The following is a 26,118-nucleotide window of genomic DNA, read 5'->3' as shown; positions in this document are numbered from 1 at the left end:
TACCAAGTCTTTTGCCTGGGCAAAACGATTATGGGTATGGCTCAGGGTGAAATCCTGTGGGAAAGACAAGAACAGTCCAGTCGATAGATAATCGACCGAAAAGAAATCCACGAAAAACGGTTAGTATTTGGGCGGTTGCCAGACAGAAAGAACGACCGTACGCTGGCTGGGAGCATGATACGCGAATACCCGCCTGGATGAATCGGTGGTCACTGGATCGGCCGGGCGAGCATAGCTGAATGCCCGGGGCGTAGCAAAGCCGGGGCAGGTGGCACAGTGGCAGAAGGGACTACAGGGTGCTTTGTGCGCCTGCTCGTCGTCGGAATGGGTGCCCGACGATTGGGTCAGCTTATCGGTGTGCGCGTGGCACTCGGCATCCGGACAGGGAAGACCCGTCAGAAGCAACAGCCAGACCGAGAAAAGATACAGCAACCCATTCATGCTGGCAAAGGTAAAATGGGAACCAATGCAACAGGTAGTCAAAAACTGGAAAGATATTTGTAGCAATAACCAGGTCCGGTCAACCGGACTGGCGCTATAACGGCCAGCTAGTTGGCGTAGTGGCACTGGCTGGTTTCCTGATACTAATAGAAAAGCAGGCTACAGGCTACCCGAAACGTCCGCGAATTAGTTATTGAGTCTGTACAATAAATAACATACTTCTGTCATTAGTCAGCAGAAGCTTCTACTTTCGCCATTATGAACTTTTGCGGACCATACGATAAACAACTCGCTGCCCAGCACCGGCCATCCCTGTGTACGCCCCTGCTGGCGGGTTGGGAGTTCAGACAACGGCCGGTTTTGTTTGCGGGAGAGGCCGGCTGGCGAGCTCTGGCAAAAGCGCAGGACTGGGCTCTGACAGCCCCCGTTCGGCATGATCTGTTGAGCGATAGATGGACGATTGTGATTACAGACGCCGATCAGGTAATTCAGTACGTAAACTCGGGTTTCGAAAAAATGACGGGGTACGCCAATTACGAAGCTATTGGTCGTAAGCCGACTTTTTTGCAGGGCGAGGCTACTTCTCCGCAGGTTCGTCAGCGAATACGGGAGGCTATTCGTCAGCAGAAATCCGTTAGCGAAGTCGTCCTCAATCATCGCAAAGACCAGTCAACCTACTGGTGTCACCTCGTTATTCGGCCGATCATGAATCAGCAGAAAGAGGTCGTCAATTTCATTGCCTTCGAAGAGGAGGTTCCATTCGATGAAACCTACCTTGACCGCTAAGCACGAACACGTTGGCTGTCCGCGCTGCCAACGGCATTTCGAGTGCCGCGTTGGCAGTATCAACCTCTGCCAGTGCCAGTCTCTTACTTTAACCGATGAGCAGCACAGCTACATCCGTTCTTTGTATGAAGGTTGCCTATGCGCCGACTGCCTGCTGGCCCTACGAACAGAATATTACCAACAATTCCACTGGGAGAAACCAATTTAGGACTATTTGCAAAAGTCCCGTAATCAACTTACTACATGGCCATTGAGGAGCCCCAATCAATTGAAGACCGAATTGCACACGCTGAAACCAGAATTTTCAAAGCAGTTTTTCCGAGTACAACTAATCACTACGACACGTTATTTGGCGGTACGGCCCTGCAGCTGATGGACGAAGTGGCGTTCATTGCCGCCACCCGATTTTCCCGTAAACGGATGGTAACAGTTTCATCCGATAAAATCAACTTCACCAAATCGATTCCGGCCGGTACCATCATCGAACTGGTTGGTCGTGTCGAGCATGTTGGAAATACTAGCATCCGAATCGCCGTTGAGATTTTCGTTGAAGAAATGTACTCAATGGAGCGCCACCAGGCTATTCACGGCACCTTTACGTTCGTAGCACTCGATGAAGATAAAAAGCCAATTCGCATCGTGTAATGTATTAATTGCTATCATGGAGCAAAAGTAAGGTGATTTTTCCTTTATGCAACAATGTTGCATAAAGGAAAAATCACCTTACTTTTGCTCCATGACGAATCAAACTATACGCTCGAATACGCGTCTGTCGGCTGATGGACGCTTGCCCGTAACCGTGCTGAGTGGGTTTCTGGGTGCTGGCAAAACGACGCTTCTGAATCATATATTACACAATAAGCAGGACCTGAAAGTGGCCGTCATTGTGAATGATATGAGCGAGGTCAATATCGACGCTGAACTGGTGCGGCAGGAGGGAACCCTTTCCCGTACCGAGGAGAAACTGGTGGAAATGTCGAACGGCTGTATCTGCTGCACCTTGCGGGAAGACCTGATTATTGAGGTCGAAAAACTGGCCAGCGAGGGGCGGTTCGATTACATGATCATCGAATCGTCGGGCATCTCGGAGCCGTTGCCGGTAGCCCAAACCTTCACCTTTCAGTCCGACGAATCGGTTGCGGGCGAAAGTCGGGTCGATTTGTCACGGTTTGCCCGGCTGGATACGCTCGTTACGGTGGTTGATGCCTTTAACTTTTCCCGCGATTTCGGCAGCATTGATACAGTGCATGATCGGGAAATGAACCAGGACGCCAGCGACACCCGAACGATTGTTAACCTGTTAACCGACCAGATTGAGTTTGCCGATGTGCTTATCCTGAACAAAACGGATTTACTAAGTCGCCAGCAGGTAGGTGAGTTAAAGGCTATTCTGCACAAACTGAACCCCAAAGCCAAACTGATCGAAAGTGAGTTCAGTAAGGTCGATCTGGCTGATGTACTCAACACCGGTCGGTTCGATTTCGACGAAGTGTCGCAATCCGCTGGCTGGATTCAGGAGTTGCAGAACCATAAGAACGGAAAGCCCCATACACCCGAAACTGAGGAATACGGCATCTCGTCGTTTGTTTTTCGGGATCGTCGCCCCTTTCACCCGGTGCGTTTCTGGCACTACCTGAGCGAAAATTTTCCGGCCGGCATTATTCGGAGCAAAGGTCTTTTCTGGCTCGTTTCCCGACCCAGCGATGCGCTGAACTTCAGTCAGGCCGGGGGTAGCTTACGGGCCGAATCGGCGGGTGTGTGGTGGGCCTCAATGCCATTCAGCCAGCGATCGCAGTATGGCTCATTCCTGGAAAATCAGGAAGCTATAGAGGCTCGCTGGCACAAGCGCTTCGGCGACCGGCAGAATGAGCTGGTCATTATTGGTCAGGATTTATCGATAGAGCAGATCACGCTGGAGTTGCAGGATTGTCTTTGTACCGAACTGGAACTGAAGCACATGGAAGCAGGCGGTCGTTTTAAAGACCCATTTCCGGTCTGGGAATAAAAAGTACATAGTCGCAATTTTACTTAATTCGATCAGGGCAAACGACATGCACTGCTGACAATTTCTTCGAAACGGACAGGCGTTTACCTGGGTAATGACAGCGTAAGGGATATGCAGATACAAGGGTAGCTAATTCGTTAAATTACAATTAATTAACTAGTCAATGGCTGGCAATCTGCACAGTAGGCTCATAGAGTTGATTCATCGACTGATTTACCCATAATCAGTGTGCAACACTTTCGCATACGGCCAGCGTACAGGTATAAACCGCCGAATGCAGTTCATGCGCTCCCACAGTCTGGGTAGCCGTTTTGCACTAAATTACTGTAGCGTAGTCAATCGGTGATTTTTTTTGTTTGCGTACTTCATATTTACCCTATCTGCTATGGCTTTTCACTTGCCTACGGGCTTTGGTTACCCAGGTGAACCAACTGTTTGGGTCGTTGATGATGACGAAGACGATCGTTTGTTTATTAGCTCAGCCTTCGAGGATACACCCTGCCCGATCAGCGTACTGACGCTGGCGGATGGCGATCAGCTTTTGCCAAAACTGGCCTCCTGTCAGAAATTACCCCGGTTAATTCTGCTGGATATCAATATGGGTCGTCAGAATGGATTTGATACCCTGACACAAGTGCGCAGTACGCCTACGTTTGCCCATCTTCCCGTTGTTATGCTGACTACTTCGTCGGATAACCAGGATCTTCAGCGTAGTTTAGCATTGGGGGCCAATCAGTTCATGACGAAACCCGCCAACTACAATCAGCTGGTTGTGCTGGCGCAGGGACTCATGGAGCAATGGGCACTGGCCTGATGGAGAGCAACATACGTTGCCGACACCCTAACTTTCCGGGCGGAGTCTGAACCAACTGGGGCCCGTATCCGATTCTGTACGTATGTCTTCATCAATACGTTTGGAATTGCGCACACACTGCACCGACGATCGGCCGGTGTTTGTGTCGGGTAATTTTTGTGACTGGCTTCCCGATCTGGATTTGTTTCAAATGCAGGCCACTGGAGAAGGTCAGTTTGTTTATGAGTTTCCCGCAGACCTGGAACTGCCCGAAACGCTGGTCTATAAATACACGCGGGGTGGCTGGGATCACGTCGAACTGGATGCGTCGGGCGAGGGTGTATCAGATCGGGTGATGTCTTCTGCCGAACCGATAATACAGGATTACGTGCCCCATTGGCGGTGGTTCGGTATGCCGTTCAATCCGAAATTACTGCCTAAAATAGAATTACTCGGCGATTCGCTGGAGGCTCCGCAACGAGGGGCCACCCGCCGGGTGCATGTGTTACTACCCCATGATTACCAGGAGTCGAACAAAGCCTATCCCGTTCTGTATCTGCACGATGGCCAGAATCTGTTTGGGGGCGGGTCGGGCTACGGGAGCTGGGAAGTCGATCAGAAAATGGCCATACTCGCGGCCCGCCATCGTCACGAAGTTATTCTGGTATCCATTGATCACGCCAACGACGAGCGTATCCGGGAATTTACCTTTCACCAGACACGGGCCGGTAAAGGTCGGGGGCAGTATTACCTGGATTTTCTTCTTCGCACCGTAAAGCCCCTCGTCGATGCCCGGTTTCGTACCCTGCCCGGTGCGGCTCACACGGGAGTGGGCGGTAGTTCACTGGGTGGGTTGATTAGCATCTACGCTGGTCTGCTCCACCCTGGCGTGTTTGGGCGACTACTGGTCTTCTCACCGTCGCTCTGGATTTCCCCCAAAATTTATTTCGATGCCATTCGCTTCAAGGCACCCGTGCCTATGAAAATATACGCGTATGGCGGGGAGAAAGAATCCGAATATATGGTGCCTAATATCCAGCGATTCAACGAATCGTTGGTTCGTCAGAATTATGGTGGAAATGCTATCGATATTCGCGTGTCGGTTGATCCAACCGGCACCCACCAGGAAGCCCATTGGGGGTTCGAATTTCCTAAAGCAGTAGAGTGGTTGTTTTATTAAGCCTTATATATGACTATTACCTTAACGACTCAATCGCCCACCACCGGCGATCTTATCATTCCTTTTGTTCAAACCGATGCGCTGGCTGATCAGTTGACCGCCCTGGCCCCTCAACTGGGTTTGCCCATCGACGTACTACAGCGCGATTTTACGGCCGGAGCCAAAGAGGTTCTGGCGGTTTACAGTCCGTTGGGCCAGAAAACAACGCTGTTGGGGTTGGGCAGCGATCCTAGGCAAATGGATTGGCTGAAGACCTTTAGAAAGTTCTTCTTCGATCAGAAAAGTAAGTTACCCGCGCAGTTGACCATTGATCTGACGGCCGTTGATAGTACCGTTGTTGAAGGGGTTGTACTGGGTGTTCGGGGAGGGGGCTATACCCTTAAACTCTACCAGACCGATAAGACCGAGGCACCGGTTTTCTTTTCCGCAACAGGCGGACTGACCCTTTATGTCAAGGATGATGAACGGGCTGCCGCGCAGGAAGCGCTGATTCGGGGAGAAGCCATTGCCCAAACCCAGCTTCAGATGCTGGACCTGATGAATGCGCCCGCCAACTACAAAAATCCCCAGACGCTGGCCGACTGGACCCTTGCGTCGGGTAGTCAGTACAATTATGCCGTAACGATTCTCGACAAGGCCGAATTGGAACGGCAAAAGTTAGGGGCGCTACTGAGTGTGAGCCAGGGAAGCGAGGTGCCGCCCGTGCTGATCATTGCCGAATACAAACCGGAAGGAGTCGACAATCCCCGTAAAGTAGGGCTGGTGGGTAAAGGAGTTACGTTCGATACGGGTGGTGTGTCGATCAAAACATCCGGCAATATGCACTTGATGAAGAGCGACATGGGGGGGGCTGCGGCCGTGCTGGGCACGGTGGAAGTAGCGGCTAAACTAAAACTGCCCATTCACGTCATCGGCATTGTTCCATCGACCGAAAATTCGACGGATGGGCGTTCGACCAAACCCGGCGATGTGATTACGGCTTATTCCGGCAAAACAATTGAAATCATCGATACCGATGCCGAAGGGCGCGTTATCCTCGCCGATGGATTGGGGTACATGGTGCGTAATTTCCAGCCCGATGTGCTCATCGATCTGGCCACCCTGACCGGAAGCGTTATTGCGGCTCTGGGTTACCAGGCGGCTGGCCTGTTTACACCAAACGATTTGCTGGCAGCCCAACTCATCGAATCGGCTAATCAGACGGGCGAACAACTCTGGCGCTTACCCGTTTGGGACGCCTATCTGGAGGATATAAAATCGGATGTGGCCGACCTGAAAAATTACAGTGGAAAACCGCTGGCGGGGTCCATCAGCGCGGCTAAATTTCTGGAGTTTTTCAGCGAGAAGCACCCGGCCTGGGCGCACCTGGATATTGCGGGGATGGCCTTTGCCGACTCGGAATTCGGTTCGCAGAAGAACGCAACCGGCTTTGGTATTCGCCTGTTAATCGACTATTTGCAACGACTTATCGTAGAAAAAAGATAAGAAACGTTCGTTGTTTAGGCATTTGGCCGTATCTTTTTTGGCCAAATGCAGTTCATTGATTCAATTGCGGCTGCGTAACGCCCCTGAAGTGATTGTCGGAATTTGTACGATTCAGTCACGTCCAGCGGGCCAAAACTAACCTTGAACCCCCAAAGTATGAGCCAATTGTCTTTTCTGTGTATCGCTACCTTTCTGAAGGGGCAGGAGTTTATGCGAACCTGTAAGGAGCTGGGTAACACCGTGTATTTACTGACCGACCAGAAGCTTGCCAATGAAGCGTGGCCCCGCGAGTGCATCGAAGAGATGTTCTTTCTGAACTCTCCCAGCAACGCTCCCGAAGAGCTGGAGCAAATGATTGTCGGGCTGGCCCACGCCATGCGCTCGCGCCGAATTGATCGCGTTGTGGCACTGGATGACTTCGATGTGGAGAAGGGCGCGCTGATTCGGGAGACGTTTCGTATTGATGGGATGGGCCAGACGACCTCGCGTTATTTTCGGGATAAACTGGCCATGCGTACACGGGCTTTTGCGGCTGGTGTTCGGGTACCAGCTTTCTGTGCGCTCTTCCACGATGAGACGGTAACGGCTTTTTTACAAACAACGGAGTCTCCCTGGCTAATCAAACCGCGGTCGGAGGCCTCGGCGACGGGCATCCGCAAAGTTCATTCGCTGGATGAAGCCTGGTCGGCCATTCATCTGCTGGGCGACAACCGGCATACCTATCTTATTGAAGAATTTAAGCCGGGAAAAGTTTACCACGTCGATTCCTTATCCGTCGATGGCAAAGCCGTTTTTACGCGGGTTAGTCAGTACCTGGCCACACCGATGGAAGTGGCCCACGGCGGGGGCGTATTTCGCACCGGAACGCTCCAGGTCGATACGCCCGAAACCGATGCGCTGAAGCAGATCAACGACCAAGTGATGTCGGCATTCGGCATGCGTTATAGTGCATCCCACTCCGAATACATTCGGGGTGATCATGATGGGGAACTGTATTTTCTGGAAACGGCTTCCCGCGTTGGTGGCGCGCACATTGCCGAAATGGTCGAGGCCGCTTCGGGCGTGAATCTATGGCGCGAATGGGCTAAACTCGAAACCGCTATGGCGCGTAAAGAACATTATCTGCCACCCACCGATACGGGTGGTCATGCCGGTCTCATTGTCTCATTGGCTCGTCACCAATGGCCTGATCTGTCTGTCTTTACGGAGCCGGAAATTTTTTGGCGTATGAACCGCGAATACCATGTCGGTTTGATTGTTCAGTCCGAAGATCGGTCCCGGATTCGCGCGTTGCTGGACGACTATATGCACCGGATTTATGAGGAGTTCCACGCATCGGCTCCTTTACCGGAAAAGCCAACCAGCTAATTGTATCCCAACCCGTTATGTACTGATTGGGATACAAGTAAACTATAACGTATCTTTTTTGGCCTTACCAACCGGCACCGACACGCCAAACGCACGTGGATCGCTGGGGGGTAAGGTTTTTCGTTTTTTGTTGTTTTGTACAGGGGGCATCGGATTAACGGGCGTCTGGGCCGTCATGCCGCCACCCGATATGGGCGTATCGACACCCGGAATAGCAACCTGTCTGTCAACAGGTTCCTGTTGTGTTTGTCTTACTACTTTGGCTGTATCACTTTGGGCGAGACAGACTGAACTGGAAAGGCCAGCGGCCAGTAAAAATACGAGTGTACGCATGAGAAAAGATCAGTTGTTGAGTAAACAGCTACCAACTAAATCGTTGACAATCTGGTATGCTATCAACTGACTTTCAGGCGTAAAGTTTCAAGATAACCACCCCGCTGGTGAGGGTTATATCTTTTTCAACAACCCCATCATCATTTCCTCGAAATAGGCGCCGTTGTAGGGACCGAACCAGTTCATGTCGCGGGTTTCGTACGTTGTGCGGTTATAATAGCGGTCGGGTGTTACGTAGCCAATGTAACCACCATCGAAGCTGGTAATCATCAAGTTAACACCTTTCTGCGCAGCCAGTGGGTTGAAGTCGGCCACAAACTCGCCCGAATAATCACAGGGGGTGCCGAGTAATACGGTTTTACCAATACGCAGTGCTTTCAGGTCGGAGGGGTAGTCGCCATAAACTGCGTAGAAAAGCCAGGGACGCACCCGCCAGTTGCCAATAACGCGTGGATGGGGTTCGCGCAGACCAAGCGGAAGGGTAAGCATAGCCAGTGCACTATCGGATTGGGTCTGGATTTGGGGCACGGTTCGTTCGATGCGAAGCGCCAGATCACCGGCGTAGTTGCGAATTTCCTGAAAATCGGTTTTGCCGCGGGCTTCCGGTCCTGTGCTGCCAACAGCCCCGGCCATAAACACCGCAAAATCAGCCGACTTCTTTTCCAGCCGATCCACCAGTGATCCCGGATAATCGCGGCTGAGGTAGTTCCACATACTGTCTTCATACAGTGTAGCGTGGCCGGCAAACGTGCACAGCAAAGCCGATTCGCCGGTTGCTTTTTTCAGCTTCAGCAGCCGGATCATACCATCGAGCGGCTGGGTTGGTCCCGAGAAACTGATGCGGTTATAAATGTGGTCGCTGGCGTCGGTTTGGCCGAATCCTACTTCTACCGGAGCCAGGTTACGTTGCGCGTTACGAATGGCCATCAGGATACCATCGGTTACGCGCGTCACGATTTTTTCGTCGTAGCCACCGGCAATTAACTGGCCCACAACGCCCGGCGCCCAGCCACCCACGCTGTTGTGTGAGTGAATGGCACCCATGTACACATTCTCCCAGCGTAGACCCAGCTCGGGAAGTCGTTTTTTGAGCAATTCGACCACCGTCGGGGGCGTAATGAGTAGGTCGAGCCCCACCACGGCGACTTTGGTACCGCCGTTGTCGAGAACGATGGCCCGGGCAAAAATAGAGTCGGCAACCACGTGCCAAAGCTTGCCGCGCCGGGCACCGTACCCGCCCGTTGGCGTTGGATAGGGGGGCGTAATATTGGCTTTTGCCCAGCCCGCCCGGAGGGGGGCTTTGGCCGTTGGCGACGCCGGTAATTGGGCCAGCCGCTCTTTTGTTTGGGTATAGTAAGGCATCTGCTGGTAAGGCGTCTCATCGACCGGAGCCAGACTAACCGCCAGAAAGAGCAGAATACACACAACGAGTCCCAGCAGGACTTTCAGGAGAATACGGAAGAATTTCATAAAGCTTGTGGCCAACGCGAACGGGTTTGCCGTTTACTGAACCTGGCCCTTTCGTGGTCAGTAATAACACAAATGTAGGGTGTGTATACGGTTCGTGTCAGTCAGACCAGAAAGTTATGTTTTTTATTGTCTCTTTTGTTGAATAAAGTGTAACGGACGGTTTCCGCACACAGCCAGGAAATTATTGCTGAAGGTAGACAGGCTGTCGTAACCAACCCGTTCGGCCAGTTCCGAAACAGTATCAATCCCTGTCTCGATGAATTCCAACGCCTTCATCATTCGGGCTATCTTGCAATAGCTTGAAAACGAGATGCCTGTCTGTTGCGTGAACAGGCGGGTTAATGAACGGACCGAAAACGCAATGTGGCTGGCTACCTCCTGAATACTTACTTTTTCGTGTAAATGCTGCTGGATGTAATCCAGGGCCTGCGCCAGTTTTTCGTGGCTTGTCGATGGTAGACAAATGGGAATGGCCTTCGTGATTTCGTCCGGTAACAGATTTTGCAGCGCCTGTAGAAAGGGAGTGGCTTGGGGAGAAGCCTGTCTGTTCTGTGCCCATCGTTCTGTGTACCGAATCATTTCTCTGAGCAACGACGAAACGGGAAATACCGCAAGCTGACGATTCAGCGAAACCTCGGCGTGTGTTACCCGAAAGCACAGAGCCCGCATGTGTACGTGTGGACTATCAGACCAGATCTCGTGGTGTGTATTCGGCGGAATCCAGGCGCCGTGCCAGCCAGGCACAAGTATCTTTCTCCCTTCGCTGTTTACGTGAATGCAGCCATTCTCGGCGTATACGAGCTGGCCCCACGGGTGCTGGTGCCAATCTGAATAAAAGCAGCCCAGCTGTTGATGGTAGCTAATGAATGAATCCGTCTGCTGATCGGTAATAGACGCGCAACTTACAAATTGTCTGGACATTGGCCGGTATGAACAAAAGTTTGTCTTTTTATCACCATTTCGTCAAAGATGGCCCTTATAATTTTGTGGCCGAGTTCAAGCCGCTACATAAATTATGATGATACAGTCTCACCCCAACCTCGACCTTGTCAATCGCTTTTTTCAAGCCTACGCCACCAATGATCAGGCATTGATCCAGGAAATTCTTGCCCCCGACATTCGGTGGGTCATTCCGGGTAAACATCCTTTGAGTGGGGTAAAAACGGGTATTGACGAGGTGCTGAGTTATTTTTCTCAATTAGGCAAGGCTGCCTTTCAAGCCCGCCCTATCGTAATGGGTGTCAATGATCAGTACGTGATCGACTGCCATGAGAACTGGAGTACTCTCGCCGGAACGGCTAATTTCAAAGGAATGTCGTGCCTGTTGTGGAGGATTAAGGAGGGCAAAATTACGGAGGTATATAACTTTCCTGAAGATCAGCATAAGGTAGATGAATTCTTTCAGGCCGTTTACCACTAGAGAAGCAGGCTCGGGCTGAAGGTAGGCACAAAAAAAGACACCGGAGAAAATCCCCGATGCCTTCCGTCACCCTGCCGGTTTCCCGGTCTCCCTATATATGAGTTTTACCCCAAGAACTGTCCCGCAATGGCCAGGACCTGCGCCTGAGTCAATGGTTCGTCGAATGCCCCGCGGAAATTATCGTCACTAATGCCCGATACATTTGGCAATGTCTTTAGGTTAACACCACCCTGTGTGAATGTTGTTTGCGTGGTATCAGAGACCCAGGCTTTCATACCTGCTATCCGACGAATTTCCGACGCATGCCGGGCCTCCACCGAGTGAATCTGAAGAGCCGTCTTCAAAATAGCTTTGTCATTGATGAGGTTACCCGCCTGGCCTTTGTACGCCTGAACGCCAATATCTTCCAATGAACGGGCAACGGCCAGGAATGTTGCGTAATTGACAAACGGGTTTGTTGGATATTTGAACGTTGGTTTGGCAATGGCTGCTGTACCCAACGCGCTCTTCAACAAAGCAACGTGTGCCGTTTCGTGTTTGCTGATCTGGTTGATAACGGTCTGATCAGACGACGGAATCAGTCCCGTTGTCGATAGTGCGGTACGGTAGAATTCATCTTCCAGGTACTCGAGCGTAAGCGCAAAATTGAGGGCGTTGATGGCTGCCTGCGTAGGAGCTGACGATTGGGCGAGTGCTTTGTTCAAGCTGGCAGCGACCAACGTTGGAATACCAGCCGCGGCCAGTTTAGAGCCAAATTTGAGAAGATTCCGGCGAGAGTAAAAGCTGTAACGATCGCTGATGTCGGGATCAGCCTTTTCGAGGTCAGAGATTATGTTGAATAGATTCATGACGTTGTATCAGGTTTACTTGGGAAGATTGGTGGCCGTGACTTGTGTTCTCACATACTTCTGCGCAACGGGCAGCACAACGGATGGTGAATTGGACACATCAAGTCCGGTGCTTGGCGTTACCACATCGTCACCGGCGAAGTCAGCTGATTTTGGGTTCAGCAAATCGCGGATAGCGGCTGCGTGACGCGCTTCTACTGATACAATCTTACCCGCCAGCGCCAGGTAATTCACGTCTGTAATCAATGGCCCCGCCCCGTTGTATGCCGAAACGCCCAGATCTTCGAATGCCTTAGCCGTTCCCAATACGCTGGTCCGGTCACCAAAATTAATGCTTGTAAAGTTCGGGGTCAGATCAGCAATGCGATTCGCGGCTGGAATGGCGGCCTTAAAAAACTCGCGGTGAACGATCTCGTGGTCCCGAATATCGGTCAGAACGGCTCTTTCAGTATCGGTCATACCGCTATAGGGTGTCAGAAGAACCTGCGTATAGAAAGCCGCTTCCAGTTGTTCCAGCGCAAACGCGTAGTTTAAGATGCCTACATCGCCCGTTCCCAGGTCGACGGATGCCATAACGGTTGTTGGATTTTCTTCTCCTTCTTTGCAGGATGCCAGGATGACACCTCCTGCCGCAAAAGCGCCTGCGTAACGCAGAAATAGCCGACGACCGACCATCACCGGCTCTAATTGGCCCGGAAGCATGGTCAGGCCCGATTCGTTCTGTTGCTTGCTCATAACGTAGTTTAATGTAAGTGTGTCAATACAACTGCTATTTTGCCAGACAGTTTGACACACTTACGCCGTCGTGACTAATTTGGATTTATTTTCAGGGAGAAACCGGCTAAAAGCGTGTCGTCAACATGGCCTGTGTCAGCAGTTTAAGCAAAAAACAGAGCGGTCTACTACCGTCTTCGGGCGGATTATTTTCGCCATTTGGCTTGCTGGGGGAGGGATAAAACAAAGCCGGAGCCGCTCCGTCTGACTTTCATGCCCGATAAACGCCCGAAAATCTGACGGCCCTAGTATCTTTGCCTGCCAGAAACTACCCTCATCAACATCCTCATCATTAACTTGGCTAATCGAGCCGTTGCCCAGTCGACGGCCTGTTCGTTAGCCCTCACCTTTTCGTTTTTGTCGTAATGCAGGTTCTTAAATTTGGCGGTACCTCGGTAGGGTCCGTAGACAGTATAAAGCAGGTCATTCAGATCATTGAAAACCATCGGCAGCAGGGCGATCAGATCGCTGTTGTTTTTTCGGCGATGGGCGGTATTACCAACCAGCTTATCGAAATAGGCCGCATGGCCACTACCGGGGAAACGGATTACATGGAACTGGTTCGGCGGATCGAAGACCGTCACTTCAACATCGTTAAGGCGCTGATTCCGGTAAAAGAGCAAAGCAAAGTGTTCGCCCACGTTCGGGGCATCATCAACGAACTGGAAGATCTGCTGCGGGGTGTTTCGCTAATTCGGGAGTTGTCTCCGCGCACTCACGACCTGATCACCAGTTTTGGCGAACGCCTGTCGACAACGGTCATTACCGAATGTGTGAAGAGCCGGGGTATTCCGGCCCAGTTTTGTGATGCCCGTAAACTCATTAAAACCGACGCCCAGTTCGGGCAGGCTGAAGTAAATTATACGCTTACCAACCAGCTCATCCAGGACCACTTTGCCAAAGCAACGGACCTGCAAATGATAACGGGCTTCATTGGCTCGACCGAAAAAAACGAAACAACGACCCTGGGGCGTGGTGGCTCCGATTATACGGCTTCCATTTTGGGGGCAGCCCTAAATGCTACCGTGATCGACATCTGGACCGACGTGGATGGCATGATGACGGCCGACCCACGAAAAGTGCCCAATGCATTCAACATTCCGACCATAACCTATGCCGAAGCTATGGAGCTTTCGCATTTTGGGGCGAAGGTGATTTATCCGCCGAGTCTGCAACCGGCCTTTGCCCGCAATATTCCAGTTCGGGTATTAAACACATTTAACCCGGCGCACGAAGGTACCATCGTCAGCCGTACAGCCGAACGTCGCCAGTACACCATAACGGGTATTTCGAGCATCGACGATATTGCCCTGGTAAACGTGCAGGGGTCCGGTATGATTGGCGTGGCGGGGGTATCGGCCAAATTGTTCGGCGTACTGGCTGCGCACAAGATCAGTGTCATTCTGATCTCGCAGGCATCGTCGGAGCACTCGATTTGCTTTGCCATCGACCCGCGCGGAGCCGAAAATGTAAAGGCTGTTCTGGATGCTGAATTTGCCGCCGAAATCGCGCACGGGCACATTGATAACATCGCTATCGAGCGCGATTTGTCCGTCATTGCCACGGTGGGTGAGGGAATGAAAAAAAGCTCAGGTATCGCCGGAAAGCTGTTTTCGGTGCTGGGTAAAAACGGGGTCAATATTGTGGCCGTCGCGCAGGGCTCATCGGAAATCAATATCTCGGTAGTCATTAACAAAAATAACCTGTCCAAAGCGCTTAATTCGCTGCATAATATCTTCTTCCAGTCAGAAGCGCGGGTACTGAATCTATACCTCGTCGGAACGGGCCTGATCGGGAAAACGTTACTGAAGCAGATCCACGATCAGTCGAAATACCTGCGCACGGAGAAACTGCTCAAGGTTTGCGTGGTGGGTATGACCAATACCAAAAAGATGGTACTCGATACCAAAGGCATTGCGCTGGACGGCTGGCAGGAACGTCTGCTGATGGATGGCGTAACCACGTCGCTGCCGGCGTTTGTCGAAAAAATCAAAGATTACAACCTGCCGAACTCGGTGTTCATCGACTGCACATCGGACAAAGACATTGTGCAGTTCTATGAGTCATTGCTGGATGCCAACATCTCGGTTGTTACGCCCAATAAAGTAGCCAATTCCGGTCCTTACAGTGAGTACCGGCGGTTGCAGCGTACGGCCTTGAACCGGGGCGTTAAGTTTCTCTACGAAACCAATGTAGGAGCTGGTCTGCCCATTATCAACACGGTGCAGGGGCTAATGACTTCCGGCGACCGGTTTCTAAAAATCGAAGCAATCCTGTCGGGTACACTGTCATTCATTTTCAACACCTTTCAGCCCGGTCTCTCGTTTGCCGATGTGGTGCGTGAAGCAAAAGAAAAAGGCTATACCGAACCTGATCCCCGCGATGATCTGAGCGGCCTAGATGTAGCCCGAAAAATCCTGATTCTGGCGCGTGAGGCTGGTTTTCCGCTGGAGCCGGAGGACGTAACCATCAATACTCTGTTACCGCAGTCCTGCCTGGATGCGCCCACGGTGCCCGCCTTCTTCACCGAACTGGAGCGCAACAATGACTATTTTGAAGACTTGCTTCGTGCCGCACACGAGCGGGGTGAAAAGCTGCGCTTTGTGGCCAGTTTCGAGAACAATAAAGCCACAATCGGTCTGCGGCCAGTCAATGCCGAACACCCGTTCTATCAGCTGACCGGTGCCGACAATATCGTTTCCTTCACCACCGAACGCTACAAAGACCGGCCACTAGTGATAAAAGGGCCCGGTGCCGGTGCCGAAGTAACAGCTTCCGGAGTCTTCGCCGACGTGGTGAGCATTGGTAGTTATTTGGCGTAGTTTAAATGAGAACTTGTCAAGGTACCATTGTATTCTGATGAATAGAAAGGGAGCAACTACTGATATAGTATCATGCGATTTTATTTTTGTCTGATCTGCCTTCTATTCATCTCATTTGCCGTTTCCGGACAGCAAAATACGCCAGCAAAAGATCCCACATACTATCTAGAAAATTTTGATTTCAAGGCTATAGACTACACGTCCTTGGATTCCACTTCGCGTGATTACATCAACGCTATCGAGCATAGTCTGTATCATCGGTTTGGCTTAGCGGAGAGCCTATTGAAGAAAGTTGCTTTACAGACAGGCTCCCCGTTAAGCAAAGCGGCCCGTCATTATTTATTGAATGAACTCTATTTCTGGCGTAAAAAATATGCCGACTATGTGGCGTTTTCGGATTCGATAAATGAAAAAAACGGCGAGTACAAGCTGGCAAAATTACTGGCCTCTTATCCGGAAGTGAAAACCAGATTTACTGCCGATAGCGTACTATTGCCGGTTACTGTTCGGAAGGGTGGTTACGTTATTGCAGACGTTTTATTGAATGGAAAGCCCGTCCGCCTAATTCTCGATTCGGGGGCTAGCTTTTCAGTTATTCCTCAGAAACTGAGTGATGAGCTAAGCGTAAAATACATGGCGGACATGACTATACTGAATGCTGTCGGCACAACGATCCCGGCGCATGTTGGCGTTCTTGACTCGCTATCGATGGGTAACATTCACGTGAATAATGTTCCTGTTATTTATACGGAGAAAAGCAGATTTTTGAAACAGCAACGAGTCGATGGGCTTTTGGGCTGGGATATTCTCCGCAAATTTTCCTACACCACTGATTTTAACGCGCAAACGCTGACGATTCGCAAACCAGTTACCGACTCAGCCGCCGAAAAAAACCTGTTCGGCATAGGGTTCCCGTTGATGGCTGTTCAAACTGAGTCGGGCAACCAACTCAACATGTTTTTCGATTCTGGCTCTAATAGTGTTGACCTGATGGCAAACGGTGTTACCAAACTCGGTGACCACAAAACAATTCGTCGATTAAAGGCGATTACTGGAATTGGTAAAACGAAAATAGGCTTGTTTCACTACGTGAAGAACGTTACGTTTAAGGTGAATCAGATACCATTGACCTGTGAACGAGCCTATCTGTCACCGCTGAACGACTGGCTCACATTGAATATAAGGCGAGATGGTATTTTGAGTAACGCACCGTTCAGGAAGGGGAAACTTACAGTCGATTACATCAATAACCATTTCGACTATCGGGAATAGTGAAACCCAAAACCGCCGAAAAACTCGTAACTTCGTAAACAACAACTCCTCTTTCCTGTGCCAACGGACACTCCGCAACAAACGCTCATTGACCGCATTCGTGACATTAGCCATCCTGAAGCTGTCCGGCGGTTTTTTGGGTTGTTGAAGGAGTTGATCGATATTGTTAATCTGCCGAATGGAGATGCCCGGCTGACGTTTACGGTACGACCGGAAAAAACGGCCATCGTGGCCAGTATCAATTATTTTCAGGCGCTTCGTATCCAGCGACCACGTCGTGTGAGCCCGCGCGGAGCGGAAGTTGAGTATCATCTGACCGTCAAAAAATCCTGTCAGGATCGGCTGAGCAGCATTGAAGAGCTGGTTTTTGAACCCCTGACCGAGAAGTCGAATTACCTGGCCGTCATCATTGGGCAGTCGAACGTTCACCTGCTGTATCAGCCCCTTTTGCGAACGTGCTGGGAAGATTGTTTGCTCGAACTGGCCGAAAGCAGCAAGCGGGGCCCGCATTCCGCCCGGCACAATGCCGATGTGTATCGGGCGGCTGAAGACGAAGCGTTTCTGACGGAATTAATGCGGCTGGCCGACGACCCCACGCTGAACGACCGTTCGGTAAACGACTTTACCGTTGAGGAGCCGGAAGCCGACTATGGGGCCGAATCCGGTCGACCAGCTCAACCGCAAAACCTGATTCTGTTTGGCCCGCCCGGTACCGGGAAAACGTTCGCCTTACAACCGTATCTGCGGGAAACTAACTCGTTTATCACCTTCCATCCATCGTACAGTTACGAGGAGTTTGTGGAAGGTATTCGGCCCGAAGCGTTCAATGGGCAGATCAGCTATCGGATTCGCAAAGGTATTTTTCATAAGGCTTGTATCACCGCTGTTCAGCAGGCGGGCTACGGTACCCTGGCCGATTGCCTGCTCGATTCGCCTGAGAATCGAAGCCGAAGGTTAGCCAAAGCACCCCCGTATTATTTGTTGATTGACGAAGTAAACCGGGCCAATGTGGCCAGCGTATTCGGCGATTTGATTACACTTCTCGAAACCGATAAACGGCTCGGGGCGGAGAACGAACTTTCGCTGACGTTGCCCTACTCGCAGGAGCAGTTCGGGGTTCCGTCGAACCTGTTTGTGGTGGCGACTATGAACACAACTGACCGGTCGATCGCGCTGTTGGACATCGCCTTACGGCGCCGGTTTTCGTTTCGCGAGATGTTGCCTGACCCAACCATGCTGGGCGTTGTCGATGAGGTCGATTTGGGTCAGTTACTGCGCACAATCAACGAACGAATTGAGTACCTGCTTGATCGTGATCATCAGATTGGCCACGCTTACCTGACTCCTGTCGAAACCCACGCTGATCTCTGCGACGTGTTCCGCGACCGGATCATTCCCTTACTACAGGAGTATTTTTTTAACGATTGGCCCAAAATTCAGTTGATACTAGGTGACAATCCGGCCTGGGGGAAAGACCCTGACCTGCGCCTGATTCGGGTCAAGAAGAAGTATACAACGCTAATGGCCAGTAAGTTATTCGGAGAAACGCCGGATTCGGTTGATGAGGTTGTTACCTACGAAATTAATCCGAGTCTACAGAATAGCGACTACGAACACGTACCCGCCGACGCGTTCGTTGCGATTTATCAGAAGCCGTAATACGGTGGCACGATACCATCCGCCCGCTTTAGAATAGAAAAGAAGTCATTAGCCCGGCGGACAGGACGTCTGCATTACTTATGAAAGCCCTCGTTCTTACTCAATATAATCAGTTCGATTTACAGGATTTGCCCCAGCCAACGATTCGGCCTAACGAGGTATTGGTACGAGTGAAGGCTGTTGGTATTTGCGGCTCCGATGTGCATGGCATGGACGGTAGCAGCGGTCGGCGAATTCCGCCTATTGTTATGGGGCATGAGGCCAGCGGAATCATTGCCGAAGTGGGTAGTGCTGTACGCGACTGGGCCACCGGCGATCGGGTTACCTTCGATTCAACAGTGTATGCGCTCGACGATTGGTATAGCCGACGGGGGCAATACAACCTCAGCGATGGTCGCGAAGTAGTCGGCGTATCGACACCGGATTTTAAACGAAACGGGGCCTTTGCCGAATACGTCTCGGTGCCACAGCATATTCTGTACGCTATTCCCGAGAACGTTAGTTTCACGCAGGCGGCATTGGTTGAGCCGGTGGCGGTCGCGCTTCATGCCGTTAGCCTGACGCCTGTTCAGATCAATGACTCGGCCGTTGTGGTTGGGTCAGGAATGATTGGTCTTTTCGTTATTCAGGCCCTTAAACTGGCGGGCTGTAGTACGATCATTGCAATCGACTTGGACAACGATCGGCTCGCACTGGCTCAGAAACTGGGAGCCACGCACACCATCAACGCCAGCAGGACCGACGATCAGCCGGATGATGTAATGGCCCAGGTTCAGCGCCTTACGCACGGACGTGGAGCCGATAGCTCGTTCGAAGTCGTGGGTGCCGGACCAACGGTTAAGACGGCTATTGATTGTGTTCGAAAAGGAGCTACCGTAACGCTGGTCGGTAACCTGGCCCCAACGGTCGAGATTCCGTTACAGGCCGTTGTAACTCGCCAGCTGCGGTTGCAGGGCTCCTGCGCCATCAACGGGGAGTACGAAGCAGCACTGGCTTTGATTTCATCCGGCCGTATCAATGTCGAAGCCATTCTGAGCGCCGAAGTCCCACTCGAAGAAGGAGCTGACTGGTTTAGACGGCTATACAATAAAGAAAAAGGCTTGATTAAAGTGGTTCTGAAGCCGTAAGAAGCGGAAGCTTAGTTGACGGGTTTATACTGCGTAGTCTGGTCTCCAGTTTGCAGTTCCAGCAAATCATCCGTCAATACCCGGATCAGCACATTTGTGTTAGCTCCACAATAAACAGTTGGGCAGACAGGAAATTCGGTGTATTGAATGAACGCGCCTTTTCGTTCGAATCGGCTTCCGGCACAGCAGGGAGTTGTCGTCACCAGGTTGTCTTTGTAATAAGCCACGGTTCCATCCTGACGATATTCCAGGTCGTAATAAGTGCCTGGCTTTTGCACTGTCCAGACAGTACTGCTCACATCACGGGTTTGATAAACCTGCCATCGATTAAAGAGCAGAACCGACGGCCCTATGGTTGTATCTTTCTGACAAGCCCCCAAAACGACAGTCATTAACAATAAAACAAACAGGCCCCGTTTCATATACTTTTGCGTCCAGTTGAGTAGAAGACCCTAATGAAACGCATTTCGTTGACATACGTTTTAACTTATGCCTGATCCCTTACGCATTGCCATCATTGGCCCCGGTAAAGTGGCCCACCTCCACGCGAAAGCTGTTCTGGAAACACCCGATGCTGAACTAGTTGCCGTTTATGGCCGGACGTATCAGAAGGCGGAAGACTTCGCCAATCAATATGGTATTCGCGCTTACAGCGATGTATATGATATGGTTGATCGGGAAAACGTTGACCTCTGCCTTGTTTGCACCACGCACCCGGCCCACCGTGAGCCTACTGTGGCCGCTCTCAATGCCGGATCACACGTGCTGGTCGAGAAACCACTGGCCTCAACACTCGAAGACTGCGATGCCATGATCGACGCGGCCAAACGCAACAACCGCCAGTTGGGCGTCATTAGCCAGCGCCGGTTTTATGAACCCAGTCAGCGCATTCGGGAGGCTATCGATGCTGGTAAAATTGGGACGCCCGTGCTCGGTACAATTCAGATGCTGGGCTGGCGCAATGAAGCCTACTACCAAAGTGACGCCTGGCGTGGCACCTGGGACGCAGAGGGCGGGGGCGTTCTGGTCAATCAATCGCCCCACCAACTGGATTTACTGCTCTGGTATATGGGCGAAATCGACGAAGTATTTGGGGTTTGGCGCAACCTGAACCACCCCTATATTGAGGTAGATGATACTGCGCTCGCTATCGTGAAATTTAAAAACGGTGGCCTGGGTAACATCATTGTCAGTAACTCGCAGAAGCCGGGTATCTTCGGTAAAGTTCACGTGCATGGCCAAAACGGTGCCTCGGTGGGCGTGCAGACGGACGGAGGAGCGTTGTTCATTGCCGGTATGTCGAGTATTACCGACCCTCCCGTTAACGACCTCTGGACAGTACCGGGCGAGGAGAATTTACTGGCGCAATTTATCGCCGACGATACGGCGTTCTTCAATACAATCGACGCAACCGTGTATTATTTCGGTTTACAAATCGCTGAGTTCTGCGAGGCTATCCGGGCTGGTCGGGCACCTTCGGTAACAGGCGAAGACGGTCGTAAAGTGGTTGCTCTTTTTCAGGCCATTTACGAATCGACCCGCACGGGATTACCCGTAAAATTTTAGAAGCAGGAAACGATTTTTGCCTTCGTTAAGAGGAGAAGAGATTTTTGACAGGATTAATCAAGATTATAGGACTAATCAAGATTTTTAGCAAATGAAAATTCTTAGCTAGTGAAATCCTGTTTAATCCTGTCAAAAAAAACCTCCTAATTCAGCTTCTTTAGTTTGCCGGATCTGCGGGTGTATTCGTATTGTTGTTGCGTTCCGTTAATGGGTATGGGAAGAAGTTGCGGTTGCGCTCGGCACCGGTTGTACCTGGTCCCGGACGGTTGAACCGACGGCTATCTTCCAGACGAAAACCCTGATAGGCCAGTTCAATCTGCCGATTTCGGTAGATTTCTGTCAGGATAGCGTCGGCCGTTTGGGCACCCGAGTAGGCAGGCAACGCGGCCCCCAACCCAAATGCATCCTGAGCCGCGGTTTTCGTCAGCACTTTATTCAGCGAAGCTACAGCATTGGTCAGGTCACCTTTACGTGCGTAGGCTTCGGCCTGAATCAGCAGAATCTCGCCGGGCAGGTAAACCGGAACGGCTGCATTGTTGGCTGTGTAAAATGCGGTTGCAACTACGGGGGCAACGGCCGGATTCGCGCTAGTCTTGGTCAGGAAACTAATCCGTTTATCAGCCGCATCGGGTGCCAGAGAGCCCGGCAGACCCAGATTGGCATTGGTGGGCTGGAATACGTTCAGATTGCCGAAGGTGTATTCGAACAACGGGTTGCGGGTATTATCATCAAAGTTGAAAACTGATTTTTTGCTCAAATCAACGTTAGCCGCGGCCGTCAGTGCTTTGTCGTAATCACCCGAAAACAAGGCATAGCGGGCAATCAGAGCTTGGATGGTATTGGTCATATCAACACCCGTCACGATCTTACTCGTAAAGTCAGCCGAAACGGGCGCGCTTGCTACCTGAGTGGCTGCTGTTTCAAGGGTGTTGATTGCTTCTTTGAATACTTGAGCCCTGGGTACAAACGGAACATTATAGCCGGTTGTTACGGGAGACTGTTCAAAGAATAAACCCAGTGTACCCAGCGATAAGGCTCGGAAAATAGATGCATAGCCCACGATTCCGCTTTTTGTTCCGGCATCCGACACGATGCCCGTATTGGCCAGAATCAGTTCGGCGTTTGCGCGCACCAGGTGGCTCTGTGTCCAGAGGTTGCGCACTACGCTGTTGATATTGCTGACGTTACTGGCACCCAGCGCCAGATTCGCTTCGTCGGCGTTACCCGCGTTTAGTACAAAATCTTCCCGAGTCGTCAGGCCAGCACCGGCTGTGCTGGCGTATAGTACGCTCAAGGCACCACCCGTTGTGTACCGGTACTGCAGACCGTTGCAGAGGGTCATCAACCCTTCCGGCGAACTAACGGCCTGCGACTGATTGATCGAGCTGGGGTTCAGGTATTCCTTGTTGCAGGCGCTCTGCGCCAATAGAAGACCCGCCAGGAGAATGGGTATGAGTATCTTTTTCATAATTAGAATGTCGCCGACAGTTTAAGTTGGTAGGTGCGTGGAATGGGTACATTGCCGAAGTCGATGCCCCGTAGCAGGTCGTTGTTACCACCTGCGTTGGTTTCAGGATCGAAACCCGTGTATTTATCCCATGAATACAGATTGCGACCAACGAACGCAATGTTGAGTCGGTTGATGCTCCGGATAAACGTAGGCAACGTGTAGCTGAGCGATACCTCCCGCAGCTTAGTATATGAACCCGGATCGACCCGAAATTCCTGCGTATTGTAAACGCCGAAGATGTAGCCGCGGGGTAGCGTGCCGCGTAGTTCCTGTTCGGCATAATCGCCCAAACCCACACCCTGACGGGTACGTTTATCGGCATTAAAGACATTGGAACCCTGAACCATGTCCAATAGAACGTGCAGGTTCAGTTTTTTATAAGACAGGTTGGTACTGAACGAGCCCGTCCATTTGGGGTTCGGATTACCGATAATGACGTTGGCTGTTGGCTTGGTAACGTCCAGAGAACCGTCGGCGTTGCGGGCTGGAGTGTAGTCAATGGCACCATTGGCCTGTGCGTTGGCCCGTTCCGATTGCGGAAAGCCCGAGGGAGAAAGCAGGAGCGAGCCATCAGGATTACGCGCGTAGGCGCTGCCGTAAAAAACGCCTACCGGTTGTCCAACAATCAAATTGACCGGTGTTCCTGATGCCGATGAGGCATCGGGACTGATAATCGGCAAGCCGCCCAGGCTCAGGACTTTGTTCCGGTTTTGGTTGTAGATGAACGTAACATCCCAGTTCAGGTCTTTGGTCTTGATGGGCGATGCGTCCAGAACAAGTTCGAACCCTTTATTTTCCATCTCTCCGACGTTATTAACGATGCTGGTGCCGCCGGTTGTGGGTGCCAGGGTTCGATTAACCACCAGGTTTGTGATTTTCTGATGATACGCGGTTGCCCCCAGGCTGATTCGACCATTCAGGAACGACACATCGATACCCCCTTCAAGTTCGCCCATCCGTTCGGGCTGTACGTCGGGGTTCGCCAATTGCGTACCCGGTGCAACGGTGTTCTTCCCCAGAAAACCGACCGGGTTGAACTGATAGAAACGAGCGTAGGAGCTAATGCCCGACAGGTTACCTGCTTCGCCATAACTAGCCCGTAGTTTTAGGCTGTTGAACACATTGCTGGAGGAGATATTTTTCCAGAAATCAAGGTCCGACACAATGAACGAGCCACTTACCTTCGGGTAATACTGGTTGGTTTGCGTAGGTGAGAATTTCGACGATTGATCGCGACGGACCGCTCCCGTAATGAACGCCAGATTTTTGTAGCCAAGTGTAGCCTGCGCAAATAAGCCGCTTAAACTAAAGCGGTCCAGATCATACCGTACCTGATAGGTTGTGTTGCTGGCACCACTGACTGTTTCGATAAACGGGGTGAGGTTCTGACCGCTGTTAATCGAGTAGTCTGCCTGGAAAAACTGGTAGCTATACCCTATGGCCGCATTTAGTTTGACTTTCTCGCTGAATTGCCGCTCGTAGGTGGCGTTCAGGTCATTGTTGAACTGTAGCGACTGATTGGTTGCTGTGGCTGCAAAGCCACCCGGATAGCGGGCTGCGGGCAAACCGGCAACCGCCTGGTAGGGGTACGGCCGAATGTAGTTCTTGCCGAACTGCGAATAAGCATCAACCCCCACGATGTAGTCGACGCTCAAGCCTTTCAACGGCGTTAGGTTCAGTTGAAGGCTATTGATGGTTCGGCTCACCGATTGCGAAAACTTCATGTCCTCGATCGTCGATAAGGGATTCACGCGTGTCGGCTCAACCGCCTGCAAATTACCGGCAGCATCCCGTTTGGTGATATCATAAATGTTGTTCGTGATGTTGACCGAATTGATCGGGCTATAAAACACGTTGCCGTTGGCTTTTTCGTTAGACAGGCTGTTGATGTAGCTCAGACCCACCGACAGGTTGGCCCAACTAGCCAATCGCTGGTCGACGCGGGCGCGAAGGTTGTAGCGCGTGAAGTCGGTGCCTTTGATGATGCCTTGATTCTTCAGGTAGCCAAATGATACGTAGTACTGCGTGTTATCCCGTCCGCCCGAAACGGAGAGGTTGTTGTCCGTTCCATAGGCCGTCCGGAAAATCTGGTCGAAGTAGTTGTACCGCTGTACATCGACCAGGTTTGTGGCGAGTGGTGTATAGGCCCCGTCGCGGTACACGCTGGCCGTCGTTACGCCGGGGTTGGCCGCGATCTGAGCGGCCGAAATACCACCGATGGTGTACAGTCGCAACGTTGAAAAGCCAAACTGCTTGCCATACGTGTTGACCGGTACGCTTTTGCGAAGCTCGTTAACGTTGAAGGAGGTTGAGAAAGAAACCTGGGCTTTTCCTGTCCGGCCCCGCTTGGTGGTAATAATTACGACGCCATTGGCCGCCCGCGAACCATACTGAGCTGCGGCTGCTGCGCCATTAATTACATTCAGCGTGGCAATATCATCGGGGTTAATGTCCGAAAGGCGGTTCTGTCCTACATTAGCATTACCTACATCGTTGGAGAGTGCCAATTGCGAAACATTGGTACTGGCATTGCTCACAATGACCCCGTCGATAACATACAACGGATCGGAGGAGCCAACCAGCGATTTGATACCCCGCAAACGAATGCTGATACCACCCGCCGGGTCGCCGGAGTTCTGGGTAATCTGCGCACCTGGTACTTTGCTCTGCAACGAGTTAATCAGATTCGCCGAGCCACTCTGCTGTAAATCCGAGCCTTTGATTGTACTGATTGCGTTGCCTAACTCGCGCTTGGGCGCCGAAAGGGTAGACCCCGTAACGACAACCTCATCGAGGTTGGTTGTGGCAGCCACCAGTTCAGCATTGACCGTAATCTGCTCGGCACTGCCGAGGGTCGTGCTTTGCCGAAGTGTTTCGTACCCGATGGCGGTGAAAGCCAGCGTTACCGGGCCGGGCTTACCAGTTACGGGGAACGTGTAATTACCGTCGGCATCGGTCGTGGTACCCAGCGTTGTACCAACAATCACTACGGTAGTGCCGGGAAGGGGGAGTTTATCCGCGTCGGTAACGCGGCCTTTAATTGTAACGCGAGCGTTCTGTGCCAGTGCGCTGGTGCAGAGCAGCAGGGTTAGCCCGAGTATCCATAAGTATGGAATACGCTGGCCAACAATTGAGTACCTGTTTGTCATAGGTAAAATGTTTGGGGAATGAATAAAAAGGACTACGTTTTAATTGGAAATATACTCAAAAAGAGAAATCATCGCCTGTGAGCATCCGTCTTCCAGCTTAAAAAACGAAC

General features: G+C 51.5%; 23 protein-coding genes. 14 read left to right on the top strand and 9 right to left on the bottom strand.

Features of this window, described 5'->3' with window-relative positions; translation table 11 throughout:
• Positions 1–120 precede the first annotated feature (120 nt).
• Positions 121–483 carry a hypothetical protein gene (locus ACYU87_RS12855; RefSeq protein WP_461134487.1) on the bottom strand — a complete coding sequence of 121 codons (363 nt, stop codon included), beginning with the start codon at positions 481–483 and terminating at the stop codon, positions 121–123.
• Between the two features lie 216 nt (positions 484–699).
• Here ACYU87_RS12855 and ACYU87_RS12850 point away from each other — a divergent pair, with 216 nt between their 5' ends.
• The 8 genes from ACYU87_RS12850 to ACYU87_RS12815 all read left to right on the top strand — a co-directional run bounded on the left by ACYU87_RS12850 (position 700) and on the right by ACYU87_RS12815 (position 8,058).
• Complete coding sequence (locus ACYU87_RS12850; RefSeq protein WP_461134486.1) at positions 700–1,227, top strand: PAS domain-containing protein; 528 nt, start codon at positions 700–702, stop codon at positions 1,225–1,227.
• The gene (locus ACYU87_RS12845) at positions 1,205–1,435 is read left to right on the top strand and encodes a cysteine-rich CWC family protein (RefSeq protein WP_461134485.1); all 231 of its coding nucleotides are present in this window, start codon (positions 1,205–1,207) and stop codon (positions 1,433–1,435) included. The genes ACYU87_RS12850 and ACYU87_RS12845 overlap by 23 nt, the downstream gene beginning before the upstream one ends.
• A gap of 35 nt (positions 1,436–1,470) precedes the next feature.
• On the top strand, positions 1,471–1,872 hold the full coding sequence (locus tag ACYU87_RS12840) for an acyl-CoA thioesterase (protein WP_461134484.1): 402 nt from the start codon (positions 1,471–1,473) through the stop codon (positions 1,870–1,872).
• Positions 1,873–1,963: 91 nt separating this feature from the next.
• Positions 1,964–3,232, top strand: coding sequence for a GTP-binding protein (locus ACYU87_RS12835; protein WP_461134483.1), 1,269 nt, complete (start codon positions 1,964–1,966; stop codon positions 3,230–3,232).
• A 385-nt stretch (positions 3,233–3,617) separates the two neighbouring features.
• The gene (locus ACYU87_RS12830; RefSeq protein ID WP_461134482.1) at positions 3,618–4,046 is read left to right on the top strand and encodes a response regulator; all 429 of its coding nucleotides are present in this window, start codon (positions 3,618–3,620) and stop codon (positions 4,044–4,046) included.
• An 82-nt stretch (positions 4,047–4,128) separates the two neighbouring features.
• Positions 4,129–5,205, top strand: a complete 1,077-nt coding sequence (locus ACYU87_RS12825; RefSeq protein ID WP_461134481.1) for an alpha/beta hydrolase — start codon at positions 4,129–4,131, stop codon at positions 5,203–5,205.
• A gap of 9 nt (positions 5,206–5,214) precedes the next feature.
• Entirely contained in the window at positions 5,215–6,690 is a 1,476-nt protein-coding gene (locus ACYU87_RS12820) for a leucyl aminopeptidase family protein (RefSeq protein WP_461134480.1), read from the top strand.
• 156 nt (positions 6,691–6,846) lie between these two features.
• Positions 6,847–8,058, top strand: coding sequence for an ATP-grasp domain-containing protein (locus ACYU87_RS12815; protein ID WP_461134479.1), 1,212 nt, complete (start codon positions 6,847–6,849; stop codon positions 8,056–8,058).
• A gap of 42 nt (positions 8,059–8,100) precedes the next feature.
• Here the strand turns inward: ACYU87_RS12815 and ACYU87_RS12810 are convergent, their stop codons facing one another.
• From ACYU87_RS12810 to ACYU87_RS12800, 3 genes are all read right to left on the bottom strand, one after another.
• A complete protein-coding gene (locus ACYU87_RS12810) occupies positions 8,101–8,391 on the bottom strand; it encodes a hypothetical protein (protein ID WP_461134478.1) in 291 nt (96 codons plus the stop codon).
• A 114-nt stretch (positions 8,392–8,505) separates the two neighbouring features.
• On the bottom strand, positions 8,506–9,861 hold the full coding sequence (locus tag ACYU87_RS12805; protein ID WP_461134477.1) for a neutral/alkaline non-lysosomal ceramidase N-terminal domain-containing protein: 1,356 nt from the start codon (positions 9,859–9,861) through the stop codon (positions 8,506–8,508).
• Between the two features lie 123 nt (positions 9,862–9,984).
• Entirely contained in the window at positions 9,985–10,782 is a 798-nt protein-coding gene (locus ACYU87_RS12800) for a helix-turn-helix domain-containing protein (RefSeq protein ID WP_461134476.1), read from the bottom strand.
• A gap of 94 nt (positions 10,783–10,876) precedes the next feature.
• On the opposite strand from ACYU87_RS12800, the gene ACYU87_RS12795 reads away from it, so the two are divergent.
• Entirely contained in the window at positions 10,877–11,281 is a 405-nt protein-coding gene (locus ACYU87_RS12795; RefSeq protein WP_461134475.1) for a nuclear transport factor 2 family protein, read from the top strand.
• A 104-nt stretch (positions 11,282–11,385) separates the two neighbouring features.
• On the opposite strand, the gene ACYU87_RS12790 is transcribed toward ACYU87_RS12795, so the two are convergent.
• Entirely contained in the window at positions 11,386–12,129 is a 744-nt protein-coding gene (locus ACYU87_RS12790; protein WP_461134474.1) for a ferritin-like domain-containing protein, read from the bottom strand.
• A 15-nt stretch (positions 12,130–12,144) separates the two neighbouring features.
• The gene (locus ACYU87_RS12785) at positions 12,145–12,864 is read right to left on the bottom strand and encodes a ferritin-like domain-containing protein (protein ID WP_461134473.1); all 720 of its coding nucleotides are present in this window, start codon (positions 12,862–12,864) and stop codon (positions 12,145–12,147) included.
• 404 nt (positions 12,865–13,268) lie between these two features.
• On the opposite strand from ACYU87_RS12785, the gene thrA reads away from it, so the two are divergent.
• The 4 genes from thrA (at position 13,269) to ACYU87_RS12765 (ending at position 19,783) form a co-directional block, all read left to right on the top strand.
• On the top strand, positions 13,269–15,725 hold the full coding sequence (gene thrA, locus ACYU87_RS12780) for a bifunctional aspartate kinase/homoserine dehydrogenase I (protein WP_461134472.1): 2,457 nt from the start codon (positions 13,269–13,271) through the stop codon (positions 15,723–15,725).
• Positions 15,726–15,929: 204 nt separating this feature from the next.
• Positions 15,930–16,997, top strand: coding sequence for a retropepsin-like aspartic protease (locus ACYU87_RS12775; protein WP_461134471.1), 1,068 nt, complete (start codon positions 15,930–15,932; stop codon positions 16,995–16,997).
• Between the two features lie 57 nt (positions 16,998–17,054).
• Complete coding sequence (locus tag ACYU87_RS12770; RefSeq protein ID WP_461134470.1) at positions 17,055–18,656, top strand: McrB family protein; 1,602 nt, start codon at positions 17,055–17,057, stop codon at positions 18,654–18,656.
• A gap of 80 nt (positions 18,657–18,736) precedes the next feature.
• Positions 18,737–19,783: a galactitol-1-phosphate 5-dehydrogenase gene (locus tag ACYU87_RS12765; protein ID WP_461134469.1), complete on the top strand. Its 1,047-nt coding sequence runs from the start codon at positions 18,737–18,739 to the stop codon at positions 19,781–19,783.
• A gap of 11 nt (positions 19,784–19,794) precedes the next feature.
• Here the strand turns inward: ACYU87_RS12765 and ACYU87_RS12760 are convergent, their stop codons facing one another.
• A complete protein-coding gene (locus tag ACYU87_RS12760; protein WP_461134468.1) occupies positions 19,795–20,175 on the bottom strand; it encodes a hypothetical protein in 381 nt (126 codons plus the stop codon).
• A gap of 97 nt (positions 20,176–20,272) precedes the next feature.
• Here ACYU87_RS12760 and ACYU87_RS12755 point away from each other — a divergent pair, with 97 nt between their 5' ends.
• Positions 20,273–21,349 carry a Gfo/Idh/MocA family protein gene (locus tag ACYU87_RS12755; RefSeq protein WP_461134467.1) on the top strand — a complete coding sequence of 359 codons (1,077 nt, stop codon included), beginning with the start codon at positions 20,273–20,275 and terminating at the stop codon, positions 21,347–21,349.
• Between the two features lie 157 nt (positions 21,350–21,506).
• Here ACYU87_RS12755 and ACYU87_RS12750 read toward each other — a convergent pair whose 3' ends face one another.
• Entirely contained in the window at positions 21,507–22,817 is a 1,311-nt protein-coding gene (locus tag ACYU87_RS12750) for a RagB/SusD family nutrient uptake outer membrane protein (RefSeq protein ID WP_461134466.1), read from the bottom strand.
• A 2-nt stretch (positions 22,818–22,819) separates the two neighbouring features.
• Positions 22,820–26,008, bottom strand: a complete 3,189-nt coding sequence (locus ACYU87_RS12745; protein WP_461134465.1) for a SusC/RagA family TonB-linked outer membrane protein — start codon at positions 26,006–26,008, stop codon at positions 22,820–22,822.
• Between the last annotated feature and the right edge of the window lie 110 nt (positions 26,009–26,118).

Source organism: Spirosoma lituiforme (genome assembly GCF_054776635.1).
Note: the sequence above shows the minus strand (reverse complement) of the source record. Positions and strands in the feature narration are given on the sequence as shown.

Bases quoted from the DNA above. Each gene is read 5' to 3' on its own strand.
- ACYU87_RS12805 (WP_461134477.1), bottom strand. From the start codon at position 9,861: ATGAAATTCTTCCGTATTCTCCTGAAAGTCCTGCTGGGACTCGTTGTG.
- ACYU87_RS12785 (WP_461134473.1), bottom strand. From the start codon at position 12,864: ATGAGCAAGCAACAGAACGAATCGGGCCTGACCATGCTTCCGGGCCAA.
- ACYU87_RS12815 (WP_461134479.1), top strand. From the start codon at position 6,847: ATGAGCCAATTGTCTTTTCTGTGTATCGCTACCTTTCTGAAGGGGCAG.
- ACYU87_RS12810 (WP_461134478.1), bottom strand. From the start codon at position 8,391: ATGCGTACACTCGTATTTTTACTGGCCGCTGGCCTTTCCAGTTCAGTC.
- ACYU87_RS12840 (WP_461134484.1), top strand. From the start codon at position 1,471: ATGGCCATTGAGGAGCCCCAATCAATTGAAGACCGAATTGCACACGCT.
- ACYU87_RS12850 (WP_461134486.1), top strand. From the start codon at position 700: ATGAACTTTTGCGGACCATACGATAAACAACTCGCTGCCCAGCACCGG.
- ACYU87_RS12750 (WP_461134466.1), bottom strand. From the start codon at position 22,817: ATGAAAAAGATACTCATACCCATTCTCCTGGCGGGTCTTCTATTGGCG.
- ACYU87_RS12760 (WP_461134468.1), bottom strand. From the start codon at position 20,175: ATGACTGTCGTTTTGGGGGCTTGTCAGAAAGATACAACCATAGGGCCG.
- ACYU87_RS12790 (WP_461134474.1), bottom strand. From the start codon at position 12,129: ATGAATCTATTCAACATAATCTCTGACCTCGAAAAGGCTGATCCCGAC.
- ACYU87_RS12825 (WP_461134481.1), top strand. From the start codon at position 4,129: ATGTCTTCATCAATACGTTTGGAATTGCGCACACACTGCACCGACGAT.
- ACYU87_RS12845 (WP_461134485.1), top strand. From the start codon at position 1,205: ATGAAACCTACCTTGACCGCTAAGCACGAACACGTTGGCTGTCCGCGC.
- ACYU87_RS12795 (WP_461134475.1), top strand. From the start codon at position 10,877: ATGATGATACAGTCTCACCCCAACCTCGACCTTGTCAATCGCTTTTTT.
- ACYU87_RS12800 (WP_461134476.1), bottom strand. From the start codon at position 10,782: ATGTCCAGACAATTTGTAAGTTGCGCGTCTATTACCGATCAGCAGACG.
- ACYU87_RS12765 (WP_461134469.1), top strand. From the start codon at position 18,737: ATGAAAGCCCTCGTTCTTACTCAATATAATCAGTTCGATTTACAGGAT.
- ACYU87_RS12745 (WP_461134465.1), bottom strand. From the start codon at position 26,008: ATGACAAACAGGTACTCAATTGTTGGCCAGCGTATTCCATACTTATGG.
- ACYU87_RS12835 (WP_461134483.1), top strand. From the start codon at position 1,964: ATGACGAATCAAACTATACGCTCGAATACGCGTCTGTCGGCTGATGGA.
- ACYU87_RS12820 (WP_461134480.1), top strand. From the start codon at position 5,215: ATGACTATTACCTTAACGACTCAATCGCCCACCACCGGCGATCTTATC.
- ACYU87_RS12830 (WP_461134482.1), top strand. From the start codon at position 3,618: ATGGCTTTTCACTTGCCTACGGGCTTTGGTTACCCAGGTGAACCAACT.
- thrA (WP_461134472.1), top strand. From the start codon at position 13,269: ATGCAGGTTCTTAAATTTGGCGGTACCTCGGTAGGGTCCGTAGACAGT.
- ACYU87_RS12755 (WP_461134467.1), top strand. From the start codon at position 20,273: ATGCCTGATCCCTTACGCATTGCCATCATTGGCCCCGGTAAAGTGGCC.